Annotated in this window: 14 protein-coding genes and 1 pseudogene; 12 read left to right on the top strand and 3 right to left on the bottom strand. The window is 71.9% G+C overall.

Features of this window, described 5'->3' with window-relative positions; genetic code table 11:
• From ABZ070_RS26650 to ABZ070_RS26630, 5 genes are all read left to right on the top strand, one after another.
• The coding region (locus tag ABZ070_RS26650) for a CobD/CbiB family cobalamin biosynthesis protein (RefSeq protein ID WP_356637868.1) at window positions 1-704 on the top strand (704 nt) is incomplete at its 5' end.
• On the top strand, window positions 701-2,248 hold the full coding sequence (locus tag ABZ070_RS26645) for a cobyric acid synthase (protein WP_356637867.1): 1,548 nt from the start codon (window positions 701-703) through the stop codon (window positions 2,246-2,248). The genes ABZ070_RS26650 and ABZ070_RS26645, both read left to right, overlap by 4 nt.
• 76 nt (window positions 2,249-2,324) lie before the next feature.
• Window positions 2,325-4,373: a putative cobaltochelatase gene (locus ABZ070_RS26640; RefSeq protein ID WP_356637866.1), complete on the top strand. Its 2,049-nt coding sequence runs from the start codon at window positions 2,325-2,327 to the stop codon at window positions 4,371-4,373.
• Entirely contained in the window at window positions 4,373-4,981 is a 609-nt protein-coding gene (gene cobO / locus ABZ070_RS26635; protein WP_356637865.1) for a cob(I)yrinic acid a,c-diamide adenosyltransferase, read from the top strand. The genes ABZ070_RS26640 and cobO overlap by 1 nt, the downstream gene beginning before the upstream one ends.
• Window positions 4,975-6,366 (top strand): cobyrinate a,c-diamide synthase, encoded by a 1,392-nt coding sequence (locus tag ABZ070_RS26630; protein WP_356637864.1) that lies wholly within the window; start codon window positions 4,975-4,977, stop codon window positions 6,364-6,366. The genes cobO and ABZ070_RS26630 overlap by 7 nt, the downstream gene beginning before the upstream one ends.
• Window positions 6,367-6,377: 11 nt before the next feature.
• Here the strand turns inward: ABZ070_RS26630 and ABZ070_RS26625 are convergent, their stop codons facing one another.
• Complete coding sequence (locus tag ABZ070_RS26625; RefSeq protein WP_356637863.1) at window positions 6,378-7,097, bottom strand: ZIP family metal transporter; 720 nt, start codon at window positions 7,095-7,097, stop codon at window positions 6,378-6,380.
• A gap of 117 nt (window positions 7,098-7,214) precedes the next feature.
• Here ABZ070_RS26625 and ABZ070_RS26620 point away from each other — a divergent pair.
• A pseudogene (locus ABZ070_RS26620) lies at window positions 7,215-7,586 on the top strand (cobalamin biosynthesis protein); the annotation flags it as partial.
• A gap of 171 nt (window positions 7,587-7,757) precedes the next feature.
• The gene (gene cobC, locus ABZ070_RS26615) at window positions 7,758-8,849 is read left to right on the top strand and encodes an Rv2231c family pyridoxal phosphate-dependent protein CobC (protein ID WP_356637862.1); all 1,092 of its coding nucleotides are present in this window, start codon (window positions 7,758-7,760) and stop codon (window positions 8,847-8,849) included.
• Window positions 8,850-8,946: 97 nt separating this feature from the next.
• Here the strand turns inward: cobC and ABZ070_RS26610 are convergent, their stop codons facing one another.
• Window positions 8,947-9,912 (bottom strand): SCO1860 family LAETG-anchored protein, encoded by a 966-nt coding sequence (locus ABZ070_RS26610; RefSeq protein ID WP_356637861.1) that lies wholly within the window; start codon window positions 9,910-9,912, stop codon window positions 8,947-8,949.
• A gap of 324 nt (window positions 9,913-10,236) precedes the next feature.
• Window positions 10,237-11,322, bottom strand: a complete 1,086-nt coding sequence (locus tag ABZ070_RS26605; RefSeq protein ID WP_356637860.1) for an amidohydrolase family protein — start codon at window positions 11,320-11,322, stop codon at window positions 10,237-10,239.
• 82 nt (window positions 11,323-11,404) lie between these two features.
• Here ABZ070_RS26605 and ABZ070_RS26600 point away from each other — a divergent pair, with 82 nt between their 5' ends.
• The 5 genes from ABZ070_RS26600 (at window position 11,405) to thpD (ending at window position 16,164) form a co-directional block, all read left to right on the top strand.
• Window positions 11,405-12,505, top strand: coding sequence for an aminotransferase class V-fold PLP-dependent enzyme (locus ABZ070_RS26600; protein ID WP_356637859.1), 1,101 nt, complete (start codon window positions 11,405-11,407; stop codon window positions 12,503-12,505).
• Window positions 12,506-12,942: 437 nt separating this feature from the next.
• Window positions 12,943-13,470, top strand: coding sequence for a diaminobutyrate acetyltransferase (gene ectA, locus ABZ070_RS26595; protein ID WP_356637858.1), 528 nt, complete (start codon window positions 12,943-12,945; stop codon window positions 13,468-13,470).
• A 94-nt stretch (window positions 13,471-13,564) separates the two neighbouring features.
• Complete coding sequence (gene ectB, locus ABZ070_RS26590; RefSeq protein WP_356637857.1) at window positions 13,565-14,833, top strand: diaminobutyrate--2-oxoglutarate transaminase; 1,269 nt, start codon at window positions 13,565-13,567, stop codon at window positions 14,831-14,833.
• 32 nt (window positions 14,834-14,865) lie between these two features.
• Window positions 14,866-15,264 (top strand): ectoine synthase, encoded by a 399-nt coding sequence (locus ABZ070_RS26585; RefSeq protein WP_356637856.1) that lies wholly within the window; start codon window positions 14,866-14,868, stop codon window positions 15,262-15,264.
• A gap of 3 nt (window positions 15,265-15,267) precedes the next feature.
• Window positions 15,268-16,164, top strand: a complete 897-nt coding sequence (gene thpD, locus ABZ070_RS26580; protein ID WP_356637855.1) for an ectoine hydroxylase — start codon at window positions 15,268-15,270, stop codon at window positions 16,162-16,164.
• Window positions 16,165-16,265: the final 101 nt, after the last annotated feature.

Here is a 16,265-nt window from a genome sequence, read left to right as displayed (position 1 = left end):
TGACCGCCGCCGCCACGTGGGCCGTCGTCGGAGGTACGACGCTGGGGCGTGAGGCCTCGGCCATCGGCGATGCGCTGGCCGCCGGGGACGTCGAGGCGGCCCGTGAACGGCTGCCGCATCTGTGCGGGCGCGATCCGCAGGCCCTCGACGAGCAGCAGATCGCCCGCGCCGTCGTCGAATCCGTCGCGGAGAACACCTCCGACGCGGTCGTGGGCGCCCTCGTCTGGGGTGCGCTGGCCGGCGTGCCCGGCCTCGTCGGCTTCCGTGCGGTCAACACCCTGGACGCGATGGTGGGCCACAAGTCGCCCCGCTACCGGCGCTACGGCTGGGCGTCGGCGCGCCTGGACGACGTGGCGGGGTGGCCCGGCGCGCGGCTGACCGCGATCCTGGCTGCTGCGAGCGGGCCGGATCCGCGCGGCGCCGTACGGGCCTGGCGGGCCGACGCGGGCAAGCACCCCAGCCCCAACGCGGGCCCGGTCGAGGCGTCGTTCGCCGGCGCGCTGGGGGTACGCCTCGGCGGGACCCTCTCGTACGGCGGCCGGGTCGAGCACCGGCCGGTGCTCAACGGTGACGGCCGGGCGGTGGAGTTCGACGACATCGGGCGGGCGGTGCGGCTGTCGCGGCGTGTCGGCCTGCTGACCCTGGTGGTCTGTGCCACGGGGAGGATGCTGCGCGCAGGGCGCGGCGGAAGGAGGCCGGCATGACCGGTGGGGGGCTGCTGGTCGCCGGGACGACCTCGGACGCCGGCAAGAGCGTCGTCACGGCGGGGATCTGCCGCTGGCTGGTGCGGCAAGGGGTGAAGGTCGCGCCCTTCAAGGGACAGAACATGTCCCTCAATTCGTTCGTGACGCGTGAGGGCGCGGAGATCGGGCGCGCCCAGGCCATGCAGGCGCAGGCCGCTCGTGTGGAGCCGACCGCCCTGATGAACCCGGTGCTGCTGAAGCCAGGCAGCGACCGCTCCAGCCAAGTGGTGCTGATGGGCAAACCGGTGGGTGAGCTGAGCGCCCGCGGCTTCTTCGGGACCGCCGACGGGTCGTCCGCAGGGAAGGGTCTGCACGGCGGCAGGAAACGGGAGTTGTTCGAGCCGGTCATGGCGTGCCTCGAGGAGCTGCGGGGCACGTATGACGCCGTGATCTGCGAGGGGGCGGGCAGTCCGGCCGAGATCAATCTGCGGCGCACGGACATCGTGAACATGGGCATCGCGCGCGCGGCGCGGCTGCCGGTGCTGGTGGTCGGGGACATCGACCGGGGCGGAGTGTTCGCCCAGTTCTTCGGTACGACGGCGCTGCTGAGTCCCGAGGACCAGTCGCTCGTCGCGGGTTACCTCGTGAACAAGTTCCGCGGTGACGTGACCCTTCTCGAGCCGGGGCTGGACATGCTGCTCGGGCTCACCGGCCGGCGGACGTACGGCGTCCTGCCGTACGCGCACGGGCTCGGCATCGACGAGGAGGACGGTCTGCGGGTGTCGCTGCGCGGCGCCGTACGGGAGTCGGTGGTCACGGCGCCCGTCGGTGAGGACGTGCTGCGGGTCGCGGTGTGCGCGGTGCCGCTGATGTCGAACTTCACCGACGTGGACGCGCTGGCCGCCGAACCGGGCGTCGTGGTGCGGTTCGTGGACCGCGCCGAGGAACTGGTGGACGCCGACCTGGTGATCGTCCCGGGCACGCGCGGAACGGTGAAGGCGCTGGCGTGGCTGCGGGAACGCGGGCTGGCGGACGCACTGGCGAGACGGGCCGCGGAGGGGCGTCCGGTGCTCGGCATCTGCGGCGGTTTCCAGGCGCTGGGCGAACACATCGAGGACGACGTCGAGTCGAGGGCCGGTGAGGTCGAGGGGCTCGGACTGCTGCCCGTACGGGTGCGGTTCGCGCCGGACAAGACCCTCACGAGGCCCGTCGGCGAGGCTCTCGGAGAGCGGGTCGAAGGGTACGAGATCCATCATGGCATGGCCGAAGTCATGGGCGGAGAACCCTTTCTGGACGGCTGCCGGGTCGGCGCCGTGTGGGGGACGCACTGGCACGGGTCGCTGGAGAGCGACGGCTTCCGGCGGGCGTTCCTGCGCAAGGTCGCGGCGCAGGCGGGCCGGCGCTTCGTGCCCGCTCCTGACACGAGCTTCGGGGCGCTGCGCGAGGAGCAGCTGGACCGGCTGGGGGATCTGATCGAGGAACACGCGGACACGGACGCGCTGCTGCGGCTCATCGAGGACGGGGCGCCCGGGGGGCTGCCGTTCGTCCCGCCGGGGGCGCCGTGAGCGCCTTCCCGACACCCGCACCTCAACCTCCGGCGGGACTCATGTCGCCGGACTCAAGCGAAGGAGTGATCAGTCGATGAGCACCCCCTATCCGTTCACCGCGGTCGTCGGCATGGACGATCTGCGGCTGGCCCTGCTGCTCAACGCGGTCAGTCCGGCGGTCGGCGGTGTGCTCGTGCGCGGCGAGAAGGGCACCGCCAAGTCGACGGCCGTGCGGGCGCTCGCGTCGCTCGTCCCGCATGTCGACGTCGTCGGCGGCTGCCGCTTCTCGTGTGCGCCGAAGGCTCCGGACCCGTCGTGCCCGGACGGTCCCCATGAGGACCTGGCGGCCGAGGCGCGCCCCACGCGCATGGTCGAACTGCCCGTGGGTGCCTCGGAGGACCGGCTCGTCGGTGCGCTCGACATCGAGCGCGCCCTCGCGGAGGGTGTGAAGGCGTTCGAGCCGGGGCTGCTGGCCGACGCGCACCGCGGCATCCTTTATGTGGACGAGGTCAACCTTCTCCACGATCATCTCGTGGACCTCATGCTGGACGCCGCGGCCATGGGCGCCTCCTATGTCGAGCGCGAGGGCGTCTCCGTACGGCACGCCTCCCGCTTCCTGCTGGTGGGGACCATGAACCCCGAAGAGGGTGAGCTGAGGCCCCAGTTGCTGGACCGGTTCGGGCTCACCGTGGAGGTCGCGGCATCCCGCGACCCCGATCTGCGGGTCGAGGTCGTGCGGCGCAGGCTGGCGTACGACGACGATCCGGCGGGCTTCGCCGCGCGCTGGGCCGGCGAGGAGGCAGAGCTGCGGGAGCGGATCGTGGCGGCGCGGAAACTGCTGCCCGGCGTGACGCTGGGTGATGTGGCGCTGCGCCAGATCGCCGCGACCTGCGCGGCATTCGAGGTGGACGGCATGCGCGCCGACATCGTCATGGCGCGCACCGCGACCGCGCTGGCCGCGTGGGCGGGCCGGGACCGTGTCACGGAGGAGGACGTACGGCAGGCCGCGCTTCTGGCGCTGCCGCACCGCAGGCGTCGCAATCCCTTCGACGCTCCGGGCCTGGACGAGAAGAAGCTCGACGAAACGCTGGACGAGTTCGGCGGGGACGACGAGCCCGACCCGGATCCCGATCCCGATCCCGGTCCGGGACCGGACGGCGGGCCCGGGGGCGGAGTCCCCCCGCAGGGCAACGGCCCCGACGCGCCGGACGCATCATGTACGCCACAAGGCACCGGTCCGGACTCGGAACCGGCTCCTTCCCAGGCCCCCGCCCCCGCGGCGAGCGGCGGCGAGCAGCAGCCCGTAGCGGCCGCGGAGCCGTTCCGTACGAAGATGCTGAGCGTGCCCGGCCTCGGCGAGGGCGCGGCCGGCCGCAGGTCCCGGGCGCGTACCGAGCACGGCCGTACCACCGGCGCGCGGCAGCCCCGAGGGACGCTCACGAAGCTGCACCTGGCGGCCACCGTGCAGGCCGCCGCGCCGCATCAGCGCGCGCGGGGGCGCAGCGGGCCCGGTCTGGTGGTCCGCCGGGACGATCTGCGGCAGGCGACCCGCGAGGGACGTGAGGGCAATCTGGTGCTGTTCGTGGTGGACGCGTCGGGCTCGATGGCGGCCAGGAAGCGGATGGGCGCCGTCAAGGGCGCCGTGCTGTCGCTGCTGCTGGACGCCTACCAGCGCCGCGACAAGGTCGGGCTGATCACCTTCCGCGGCAAGGACGCGGAGCTGGCGCTGCCGCCGACGTCATCGGTGGACGCGGCGGCGGCCCGGTTGGAGTCGCTGCCGACGGGCGGCCGGACGCCCCTGGCGCAGGGCCTGCTCAAGGCCCACGACGTGCTGCGCATCGAGCGGCTGCGCGACCCGTCGCGCCGCCCGCTGCTGGTGGTGGTGACCGACGGCCGGGCCACCGCGGCAGGAGCCGGTGACGCCTTCGCGCAGGGGCTGCGCGCCGCTCGGCTGCTTGCGGCGGAGGGCACCGCGGCCGTCGTCCTGGACTGTGAGGCCGGGCCCGTACGGCTCGGTCTGGGCGGCACGCTCGCCGGGGAGCTCGGCGGCAGCGCCGTCACCCTGGACGAGTTGCGGGCCGATTCGATCGCCGGGCTCGTCAAGGACGTTCGGGACGTAACCGCTACCAGAAGGGCCGCGTAATGCCGCAGGGACAGCCGACCGTCGTACCGGACGACGGACTCACCACCCGCCAGCGCCGCAACCGTCCGTTGGTGTTCGTGCACACGGGCATCGGCAAGGGGAAGTCGACCGCCGCCTTCGGGCTCGCGCTTCGGGCCTGGAACCAGGGCTGGCCGGTCGGGGTCTTCCAGTTCGTCAAGTCGGCGAAGTGGAAGGTCGGCGAGGAGAACGCGCTCAAGGTGCTGGGCGCGAGCGGCGAAGGCGGCACGGTCGCCTGGCACAAGATGGGCGAGGGCTGGTCGTGGATCCAGCGCGAGCCCGCCGAGGGTGAGCAGTCCAACGAGGACAAGGCCCGTGAGGGCTGGGAGCAGGTCAAGCGCGATCTGGCGGCCGAGACGCACAAGCTGTACGTGCTCGACGAGTTCGCGTACCCGCTGCACTGGGGCTGGATCGACACGGACGAGGTGATCGACGTGCTGCGCGAGCGGCCCGGCAGCCAGCATGTGGTGATCACCGGCCGCAACGCGCCGCAGAAGCTGATCGACTTCGCCGACCTGGTCACCGACATGTCGAAGGTCAAGCACCCCATGGACGCGGGGCAGAAGGGCCAGCGGGGCATCGAGTGGTAGCACGTCTCGTCATCGCCGCGCCGGCCTCGGGCGCGGGCAAGACCACGGTCGCCACGGGGCTGATGGCGGCGTTCGCGGCGGCCGGTCTCGCCGTGTCCCCGCACAAGGTCGGCCCGGACTACATCGATCCGGGCTACCACGCACTGGCCACCGGCCGGCCGGGCCGCAACCTCGACGCGTACATGTGCGGCACGGAGCTGATCGCGCCGCTCTTCGCGCACGGCTCCCGTGGCTGCGAACTCGCCGTCGTCGAGGGTGTGATGGGGCTGTACGACGGTGCCGCCGACCAGGGCGAGCTGGCGTCGACCGCCCAGGTGGCGAAGCTCCTGCGCGCGCCGGTGGTGCTGGTGGTGGACGCGTCCTCGCAGTCCCGGTCCGTGGCGGCGCTGGTGCACGGCTTCGCGTCGTGGGACCCGGAGGTGCGGATCGGCGGAGTGATCCTCAACAAGGTCGCCACGGACCGGCACGAGCACCTGCTGCGGGAGGCGCTGGGCGAGTCGGGCGTGCCGGTGATGGGTGTGCTGCGGCGGGTGGCGGACGTCGCGACGCCGTCGCGGCACCTGGGGCTGGTGCCGGTCGCCGAGCGGCAGGCCGAGGCGGTGGGCGCGGTGGCGTCGATGGCCGAGCAGGTACGGGCCGGGTGCGACCTGGAGGCGTTGCTGGCTCTGGCGCGCAGCGCGCCGGAGCTGACACACGCTCCGTGGGACCCCGCGGCCGTGAGCGAGCAGCAGGACGGTGGGGCCGGCCTCCCCGGCAGCTCCGCCCACGACATGCCACAGGCCGGGCAGCCGGTCGTCGCGGTGGCCGGCGGAGCCGCTTTCACGTTCTCGTACGCGGAGCACGTGGAGTTGCTGCGGGCCGCCGGGGCTCAGGTGGTGACGTTCGATCCGCTGCGGGACGAGGAACTGCCGGAGGGGACCCGCGGCATCGTCGTCGGCGGCGGGTTCCCCGAGGTGTACGCGCCCGAGCTGTCCGCGAACGAGTCGTTGCGCAAGGCGGTCGCGGAACTGGCCCGCTCAGGCGCGCCTGTCGCGGCCGAATGCGCCGGGCTGCTGTATCTGGCCCGCTCGCTCGACGGGAAGCCCATGTGCGGCGTACTGGAGGCCGACGCGCGGATGTCGGGCCGGCTGACGCTCGGGTACCGGGAGGCGGTCGCGGTCGTCGACAGTCCCCTCGCCGCCGCCGGAACAAGGATGCGCGGGCACGAGTTCCACCGCACGGTGCTCGAGCCGGGCGCGGGCCCCGCCCCGGCCTGGGGGATGGTGCGGCCGGAGCGCCGGGTCGAGGGATTCGTGCAGCAGGGCGTCCACGCCAGCTATCTGCACACGCACTGGGCGTCGCGGCCTGATGCGGCGGCGCGGTTCGTGGCGGCGTGCCGCGGATGAGAGGGCACGGTTCACTCGGCGACACCGACGACCAGCCAGATGAAGCCCACTCCACCGACGGTGCACAACAGGGTGGAGCGGGCGGGGTGTTCGTGGTGGGCCTCGGGCAGGATCTCGGCGGCGGCGAGGTACAGCAGCGCACCGCCGAAGAAGCCGAGGTAGCTGCCGAGAAGTTCCTCAGGAAGAGTGAACAGCACAGTGGACGCCGCCCCGACGACGGGGGCGAGGGCGTCGGCTACGAGCATCAGGTTGGCCCTGCGGCGGGTGTTCCCGTACAGGCTGGTGATCGTGTACGTGTTGAACCCGTCGGCGAAGTCGTGGGTGATGACGGCGAGCGCCACGGCGGCGCCCATGCCGCCGCCGACCTGGAACGCGGCGCCGAGCGCGACGCCGTCCATCAGGCTGTGGGTGACCATGGCCGCGGCCGCCGTCAGGCCCACCTGCGGCACGCGGTGGTCCGCGCCGTGCGCGGCCTGCCGTACGGCCAGCAGCCGTTCCACCATGTGCGCCGCGAGGAAGCCGCCGACGAACAGCAGCAGCGCCTGCGGTACACCGAGTACCGGCCCGCCCGCGGCCTCCAGCGCCTCCGGCAGCAGCTCCAGGCCGACGACGCCGAGCATCAGTCCGCCGGCCAGGCCCAGCACGAGGTGGCGGCGGTCGGTGACCCGCCCCGCCGTCCAGCCTCCGAAGAGCGTCATCAGGAACGCGCCGAGCGCGACGATCACCGCCATGCGCCCTTGCTAGCCGATCCCGCGGCCTCGGCGCACATCCCGCTGTCCCGGGTTCACCCGGTTGACCAGCCGTCCACCGCACCCTGAGGAGAGCGCCCCATGAGCGACACCAGGGCCCTGGTGGTCGGCATCGGCGCGTCGCGGGGCGTGCCGGCCGACGAAGTGCACGCGCTCGTCCTGAGGACGCTGCGCGAGGCGGGGCTGTCCGCGTCCGACGTTCTCGCGCTTGCGACCGTCGACGCCAAGTCGTCGGAGCCCGGCGTCGTGGCCGCCGCCGCACGGTTGGGCGTTCCGGTGCTCACGTACGGGGCGGCGCGTTTGGCGCAGGTGCCCGTGGAGAACCCGTCAGGGGCGGCGCTGCGCGCGGTCGGGACGCCTTCGGTGGCGGAGGCGGCGGCGCTGGCCGAGGGAGGCGAACTGCTCGTGCCCAAGCGGCGGTCGGATCCGGTGGACAGGCCGGCCGGTGTGACATGCGCCATCGTCCGCAGGATGTCGCCTACGTCTCCCACCACTGCCGGTATGCGCCGGCAGAGGACATGATGACCGTCGTGCATGTGTTCACCGCCTCTGTTCGATCCCCACTGTGTTCGAACCGCACTGTTCGCCCCCACGTAGAGGAGATGTCCGTGACCAGCTCGCCCCCACCGCGGCACGGCAGCCATGTACACGCACGCTGAGCACCCGGAGGAGCCGGAGCAGCGCTTCGGCGGGCACGACCTGCGGCACCACGGCGACGCGGAGGTGAGGGACGGGGCGGCGGGCCTGGTCGACCTCGCCGTCAACGTCCGCACCGGTACGCCCCCGAGCTGGCTGCGCGAGTGCATCACGGGTTCCCTGGCCTCGCTCGCGGCCTATCCGGACGGGCGGGCGGCGCGGGCCGCGGTCGCCCGCAGGCACGGGCTGCCCGAGGAGCGGGTGCTGCTGACGGCGGGCGCCGCGGAGGCGTTCGTCCTGCTGGCGCGCGCCCTCCCGGTACGGCGGCCCCTGGTGGTCCATCCGCAGTTCACCGAACCGGAGGCGGCACTGCGGGACGCGGGCCACGACGTGGAGCGGCTGGTGCTGCGCGAGCGGGACGGTTTCCGGCTCGACCCGAAGGCGGTGCCGGACGACGCGGACATGGTTGTGGTCGGCAACCCGACCAATCCGACGTCGGTGCTGCACGCGGCGGAGGATCTGGCCCTGCTGGCGCGCCCGGGGCGGCTGTTGGTGGTGGACGAGGCGTTCATGGACGCGGTGCCCGGCGAGAGCGAGGCACTGGCCGGGCGTACCGACCTGCCCGGACTGGTGGTGCTGCGCAGCCTCACCAAGACGTGGGGCCTCGCGGGCCTGCGCATCGGTTACGTGCTGGCCGAGCCGGAGACGATCGCGTCGCTGGAGCGGGCGCAGCCGCTCTGGCCGGTGTCCACGCCCGCGCTGGCGGCGGCACAGGCGTGCATGGGGCGCGCCGCACTGGCGGAGGCGGAGGCGGCCGCGTGCCGGATCGCGGCCGACCGGGCGCATCTGCTGGCGGGACTGGCCGAGTTCGAGGAGGTGCGGGCCGTGGAGCCGGCAGCGGGTCCGTTCGTCCTGGTGCGCGTGCGGCGCGGGGCGCAGGTGCGGGACCGCCTGCGGCTTCTCGGCTTCGCGGCGCGGCGCGGGGACACGTTCCCGGGGCTCGACGACGACTGGCTGCGGCTCGCGGTACGGGACCGGGTGACGACCAACCGGTTCCTGCAAGCCCTCGACCAGGCGCTGTCAATGGTCGGCCACTAAGGTCGGACCTGACCTCCCGGGCCGCGCGCGAGGGGCCGCGAGGCGCCCGGGCGCGACGACCGGGCCCCTCCCCCTCCTGAGGGGCCCGACCGGCGGTTCAGCCCTTCGAGCGGCGGCGGGCGGCCATCGTCGCCGCTGCTCCCACCGCGAGCAGGACGGCCGCGCCGCCCGCGAGGTACGGCGTCGTGGAACTGCCGCCGGTCGCCGCCAGGTTCTCCTGGGCGGGCTCCTCGCCGGACTGGGCGGAGATACCCTCGGCGGGCTTCTCCTCCGCCGGCTCGTCCCCCGGCTCGTCCTGCGGCTCTTCCTTCGCGGGAGGCGCCGGCTCCGCGGGCTCCTCGGGCGCCTTCGGCGTCTCGCAGGTCGCCTCCACGAGGGTGACCTCGCCGTCGACCTCCGCCACGTTCAGTTTCAGCGGGTTCACGGCCACCTTGAGCTGCAGAGCGGTGGCCGCGGCCGTACGGGACGTGGTGTGCGTCTTCGACAGCTCGAGGCTCACCTCGCCGACGCCCGGCACCTCGACGCGCGTCGGTCCGCCCGCGCTGAGGGTCACCTTCTTCCCGAGAACCCTGACCTTGCCCAGGACATTCGATTCGGCCACCGGCTGCTCGCCCGCCTCGCAGACGGCCTTGGACGTGACCTGCTCCACCTCGATCAGCGACAGCAGGCGCAGCCCCGGCACGTGCACCTTGGCGTTGACCAGATTGCTGTGGGCCTCGGCCGTGCCGTCCTCGACCGTGGCCTTCGAGGTCGCCACGTCGGCGCGGAGCACCTGGAAGGGCCTGCCCTTGTCGACCCCCTCCAACTCGACGCTGAGCGCGGTCTTCTCGGCGCTCGCCGGGGCGTGGACCTCGTTGAGGGAGGTCTTGAGCGGCACATGGACGGTCTTGTTGAGCAGGGACACGTCGAGGCCGGTGCGGAGCACGACCGCGGTGGCCCGTCCTTCGCCGCCGCCGGTGGCGTGGGCCGGCGCGGCGAGCGCCACGGGTGCGGCGAGCAGCGCGGTGGCGGCCGTCGCGGCGGCGGCCTTGCGTGCGGGCATGCGGAAGGTGTTGCTGTTCACGGTGGTGGAACCCCCACAGAGACATGACGTCGACCGCCTCCCACGGGGACACGCGGAGGCGGCGACCGAGACACCGGAATCCTTACGCACGGAGAGTGAACTGACAGGTACGCGAGGTCAGTTCACCCTAAAGTGGGGTTTCCGTGCTTCTTTTCGATTCCTGAGGCACGCCCGTTCCCCTCAGCCCCGCACGTCGCGGCTTCCGGGTGGTGCGCCGGTCCACCGGGCGGGGCGCACGTGAAGTGCTTCAACGACGGGCGAGGCCGCCGGGTCACGCTCGGTCAACCCGGCGGCGTGGCCCGGCGGCGTGGCCCCCGGCACGGCTCAGTCGATGACGCGCCCGTTGAGGATCACCCGGCGCGGAGCCGCGAGCACGCGCACGTCGGCCCGGGGGTCCTCGTCGTACACGACCAGATCGGCGGGAGCGCCCTCCTCGAGCGCCGGGCGGCCGAGCCATCGCCTCGCCCCCCACGCGGTCGCCGACAGGGCCTGGAGCGGCGGGATGCCGGCCTTCACCAGTTCCGCGACCTCCGCGGCCACCAGGCCGTGTGCCAAGGAGCCTCCGGCGTCCGTGCCGACGAAGACGGGGATGCCCGCGTCGTAGGCCGCGCGCACGGTGTCGTAGCGCCGCTCGTACAGCCGCCGCATATGGGCCGACCACTGGGGGAACCTGGACTCTCCGCCGGCCGCGAGACCGGGGAAGGTCGCGATGTTGACGAGGGTCGGGACGATGGCGACGCCACGCTCGGCGAAGAGCGGGATCGTGTCCTCGGTGAGCCCGGTCGCGTGCTCGATGCAGTCGATGCCCGCCTCGACGAGGTCGCGCAGCGAGTCCTCCGCGAAGCAGTGGGCCGTCACCCGGGCGCCGAGGCGGTGCGCCTCCGCGATCGCCGCCTCCACCGCGCCGCGCGGCCAGCATGCGGTCAGGTCGCCCGCCTCGCGGTCGATCCAGTCACCGACCAGCTTGACCCAGCCGTCACCGCGGCGGGCCTCCCGCGCCACGTACGCCACCAGGTCCTCCGGCTCGATCTCGTGGGCGTAGTTGCGGATGTAGCGGCGGGTACGGGCGATGTGCCGGCCCGCGCGGATGATCTTCGGCAGGTCCTCACGGTCGTCGATCCAGCGAGTGTCGGAGGGAGATCCGGCGTCGCGGATCAGCAGGGTGCCCGCCTCACGGTCGGTGAGGGCCTGCTTCTCGCTGGTCGCGGCGTCGACCGGGCCGTGCTGGTCGAGGCCGACGTGGCAGTGGGCGTCGACGAGACCGGGCAGCGCCCAGCCGTGCACGGTGACCGCCTCGGCGCGGGGGCGCTCGAACGTGATCCGGCCGTCCACCGCCCACAGTTCGTCCCGCACCTCCTCGGGCCCGACGAGCACCCGCCCCTTCACATGCAGCACCGTGTGATCGCTCATGTCAGGAACTGTACGAGGCGCTCGGTACTCTCGACCGAGAGCCCGAACACTGCCCGAACATCCGAGAGAACAGAGCACCACCGTGACACACCCGCTGCTGGACCTGGCCCCGCTGACCGCCGCGCACTTCGCCTCCATCGAGCGCCGGGTCGCCGCTCTGCTCGGCACCGAGCAGGACGTGGTCGTCATGCAGGGAGAGGCGCTGCTGCCCCTGGAGGGCTGCATCCGCGGCGGCGCCCACCCCGGCTCGACGGCGCTGAACGTGGTCACCGGCCCCTACGGGCAGACCTTCGGCAACTGGCTGCGCGACTGCGGGGCGAACGTCGTCGATCTCGAGGTCCCCTTCCACACGGCCGTGAGCGCGGACCAGGTGGCACAGGCGCTGGCCGACCACCCCGAGATCGACTTCGTCTCGCTGGTGCACGCGGAGGCGGCGACCGGCAACACCAACCCGGTCGCCGAGATCGGCGAGGTCGTACGGGCGCACGGCGCGCTGTTCATGGTGGACGCGGTGGCCTCCGTGGCCGCGGAGCCGCTGCTGGTGGACGCCTGGGGTGTCGACCTGTGCGTGATCGGCGCGCAGAAGGCGATGGGCGGGCCCGCGGGGGTCTCCGCGGTGTCGGTCAGCGAGCGGGCCTGGGAGCGTATCGCCGCCAACCCGGACGCACCCCGCAGTTCGTACCTGTCATTGCTCGACTGGAAGCACCGTTGGATCGACGGCGGCCGCACGACGCTTCCGCACGCCCCGGCCCAGTTGGAGATGCTGGCGCTCGAGGCGTGCGTCGAGCGCATCGAGGCGGAGGGCGCGGAGGTGGTGATGGCCCGGCACGCGTCGGCCGCGGCGGCCACGCGGGCGGGCTCGCTCGCGCTCGGCGGCGGCCTCGCGCCGTATGTGCACGAGGCTCGGGACGCGGCGCCGGTGGCGACGACGTTGCGTGCCCCGGCCGGGGTGGACGCCCGCGAACTGGTGGCGGCCGCACTCGCCGTGGACCCCTCCCTGCCGCTGATCGCCGGTGGCGGCGCGCTGGCGAAGGAGATGATCCGCGTCAACCACTACGGCGTGGACGCGACCTGCGGGGTGGTGCAGTCCTGCCTCGCGGCGCTGGGCGCCGCGCTGGCCGGTCACGGCGGGACGGTGGACCTGGAGGCGGCCCGCCGGACCGCCGGCGAGAGCTGGGCGTAACGGCCCCCACCCGGCGAGAGCCGGGGCGGTCCGCCGGCTTGCCGGCGAGAGCCGAGCAGCAGCGGACGCACTCACGAGCGACGGCTCGGCCATAACGGCCGAGCCGTTTTCGAAAACCGAATTCACAGCACCGTCCATAAATACGGGTATGCAAATTCCGGCAAACAGCTCCCCGCATTCTGCTGCCCCCGATCCGAGCCTCTAAACGTAGGGATTCATATCGGTTCCGGAAGGACTTCCGTCATGTGTCAACAGGGTTGAGCGCATGTGACCGAAGACACAGTCGGGTCGTTTCGCCCGGAAATATCCGTGCAATCAGGGGCGATCGCAGGGGTGGCGCCGACCGATCTCGCGCCCGCGCGATAACACATCGCCTCTCGCCACCCAACCCCTCAGCCCGATGCAATCTGCGAATTTGCTCGGTAAATTGAATCGACATGACCGCCGCACAAGAAGACCTTGTACGAGCCCAAGACGAATTCCTGCAGATCGACACCCCACGAGTGGAGGACGGAGCCGCGATCTGGCGCATTGCCCGCGACTCCGAGGTACTCGACCTCAACTCCTCGTACAGCTACCTGCTGTGGTGCCGCGACTTCGCCGCCACCTCCGTCGTGGCGCGCGGCCGTGACGGGGAGCCGATCGCCTTCGTCACCGGGTACGTGCGCCCCGACCGCCCCGAGGCGCTCGTCGTCTGGCAGGTGGCCGTCGACCGGTCGCACCGCGGCCGGGGACTGGCCGGCGTCCTGCTGGACGCGCTGACCGCCAAGGTCACCGGCGTACAACGGGTCAGCGAGATCGAGACCACCATCACCCCGGACAACACTGCCTCCGACGCTCTGTTCACCTCGTTCGCAAAGCGCCATGGAGCATCCCTGAGCCGCGAAGTCCTCTTCGACGGCGGGCTGTTCCCCGAGGAGACGCACCAGCCGGAAGTGCTGTACCGCATCGGCCCCGTCGCTTGACCTGTGCGCCGCACGACCTGTGCGCACAGCGCGTGAAGCCCAACGCGTGATGCCAGACCTTCTCTCGCCCCTCCCCCACCCCATGGAGTCTGCTGTGACCATCACCCCGCCCGCCCTGAGCGTCTTCGAGACCCTCGAGTCCGAGGTGCGCAGCTACTGCCGAGGCTGGCCCGCCGTGTTCGACCGCGCGCAGGGCAGCTACCTCCACGACGAGGACGGCCACACCTACCTCGACTTCTTCGCCGGCGCCGGGTCGCTCAACTACGGGCACAACAACCCGGTTCTCAAACGCGCCCTGATCGACTACATCGAGCGCGACGGCATCACCCACGGCCTGGACATGGCCACCACCGCCAAGCGCGCGTTCCTGGAGTCGTTCCAGAACGTCGTGCTGCGCCCGCGGGACCTGCCGTACAAGGTGATGTTCCCCGGCCCGACGGGCACCAACGCCGTAGAGGCCGCGCTCAAGCTGGCCCGCAAGGTGAAGGGCCGCGAGGCGATCGTCTCGTTCACCAACGCCTTCCACGGCATGTCGCTCGGCTCGCTCGCCGTCACCGGCAACGCGTTCAAGCGCGCCGGCGCCGGTATCCCGCTGGTGCACGGTACGCCGATGCCGTTCGACAACTACTTCGACGGGCAGGTCCCGGACTTCCTGTGGTTCGAGCGGCTGCTCGAGGACCAGGGCTCGGGCCTCAACAAGCCGGCCGCCGTGATCGTCGAGACGATCCAGGGCGAGGGCGGCATCAACGTCGCCCGCGCCGAATGGCTGCGCGCGCTGCAGGATCTGTGCCACCGGCAGGACATGCTGCTGATCGTCGACGACATCCAGATGGGCTGCGGCCGTACCGGCGGCTTCTTCTCCTTCGAGGAGGCCGGCATCGTCCCGGACATCGTCACCGTCTCGAAGTCCATCAGCGGCTACGGGCTGCCCCTGGCTCTGACCCTGTTCAAGCCGGAGTTGGACATCTGGGAGCCCGGCGAGCACAACGGCACGTTCCGCGGCAACAACCCGGCGTTCGTGACGGCCGCCGCCGCGCTCAACACCTACTGGTCCGACGGCCAGATGGAGAAGCAGACCATCGCCCGGGGCGAGCAGGTCGAGCGGGCGCTGCTGTCGATCGTCGACGAGATGGACGGCGAAGGCGTCAGCTTCCGCGGCCGTGGTCTGGTCTGGGGCATGGAGTTCGAGGACAAGCGCCGCGCCTCCGCGGTCTGCGCCCGCGCCTTCGAACTCGGACTGCTGCTCGAGACGTCCGGGCCGGAGAGCGAGGTCGTGAAGCTGTTGCCGCCGCTGACGATCTCCCCGGACGAACTGGACGAGGGCCTGCGCATCCTGGCGCGCTCCGTCCGCGAGACCGCCTGACCCACCCCTACGACGAGAGGTACCGAAGCACAGTGATCGTCCGATCCTTCAAGGACATCGAGAACACCGACCGCCATGTGAAGTCCGCTTCCGGCACCTGGGAGAGCAAGCGGATCGTGCTCGCCAAGGAGAAGGTCGGCTTCTCGCTCCACGAGACCGTGCTCTACGCGGGTACGGAGACGTCGATGTGGTACGCGAACCACATCGAGGCCGTGCTCTGCGTGGAGGGCGAGGCCGAGCTCACCAACGACGAGACCGGCGAGACCCACTGGATCGAGCCCGGCACGATGTACCTGCTGGACGGGCACGAGAAGCACACCATGCGCCCCAAGACCGACTTCCGTTGTGTCTGCGTCTTCAATCCCCCCGTCACCGGACGGGAGGACCACGACGAGAACGGCGTCTACCCGCTGCTGACCGAGGAGGCCTGAGCGATGACCACCGCACCCGCACGAACCGACCTGTACCCGACCCGTGGCGCCACCGAGGTGATGACTCCTCGCAAGGACCCGGTCGTCTGGTCGGCCCCCGGCACGCCGGGGCCGATCGCCACGGCCGACCTCATGGGCTTCGAGCGGGACGGCTTCCTCACGGTCGATCAGCTGATCGACGAGGACGAGGTCACGCTGTACCGCTCGGAGCTCGACCGGCTGATCGCCGACCCGGCGGTACGGGCCGACGAGCGCTCGATCATCGAGCCGAAGTCGCAGGACGTGCGGTCGGTCTTCGAGGTCCACAAGCTGAGTGAGGTATTCGCCGCGCTGGTGCGCGACGAGCGGGTGGTGGGCAGAGCCCGGCAGATCCTCGGCTCCGACGTGTACGTCCACCAGTCCCGGATCAACGTGAAGCCGGGCTTCGGCGCCTCGGGCTTCTACTGGCACTCGGACTTCGAGACGTGGCACGCGGAGGACGGGCTGCCGAACATGCGCACCGTCTCCGTCTCGATCGCGCTGACCGAGAACTTCGACACCAACGGCGGTCTGATGATCATGCCGGGGTCGCACAAGACGTTCCTGGGCTGCGCGGGCGAGACGCCGAAGGACAACTACAAGCAGTCGCTGCAGATGCAGGACGCGGGCACCCCGTCCGACGAGGCGCTGACCCGCTACGCCGAGGACCACGGCATCCGGCTGTTCACCGGCAGGGCCGGGTCGGCGACCTGGTTCGACTGCAACTGCATGCACGGCTCGGGGGACAACATCACCCCGTACCCGCGCAGCAATGTGTTCATCGTCTTCAACAGCGTCGAGAACACGGCGGTCCAGCCGTTCGCCGCGCCGGTGCCGCGGCCCGACTTCATCGGGGCGCGGGACTTCACGCCGGTGCGCTGACACGACCGTGAGCGGCGGCTCGCCCGTACTCGTAGTTCTCGCCGTGTGGCGGTGTGGTCGGCTCGATGAGCGTGCCGTTGACGTAGCCGTGCAGGTCGAGC

It is taken from the genome of Streptomyces sp. NPDC006283 (assembly GCF_040613325.1).
GTDB lineage: Bacteria > Actinomycetota > Actinomycetes > Streptomycetales > Streptomycetaceae > Streptomyces.
This window is presented reverse-complemented; position numbering and strand designations above follow the sequence as displayed.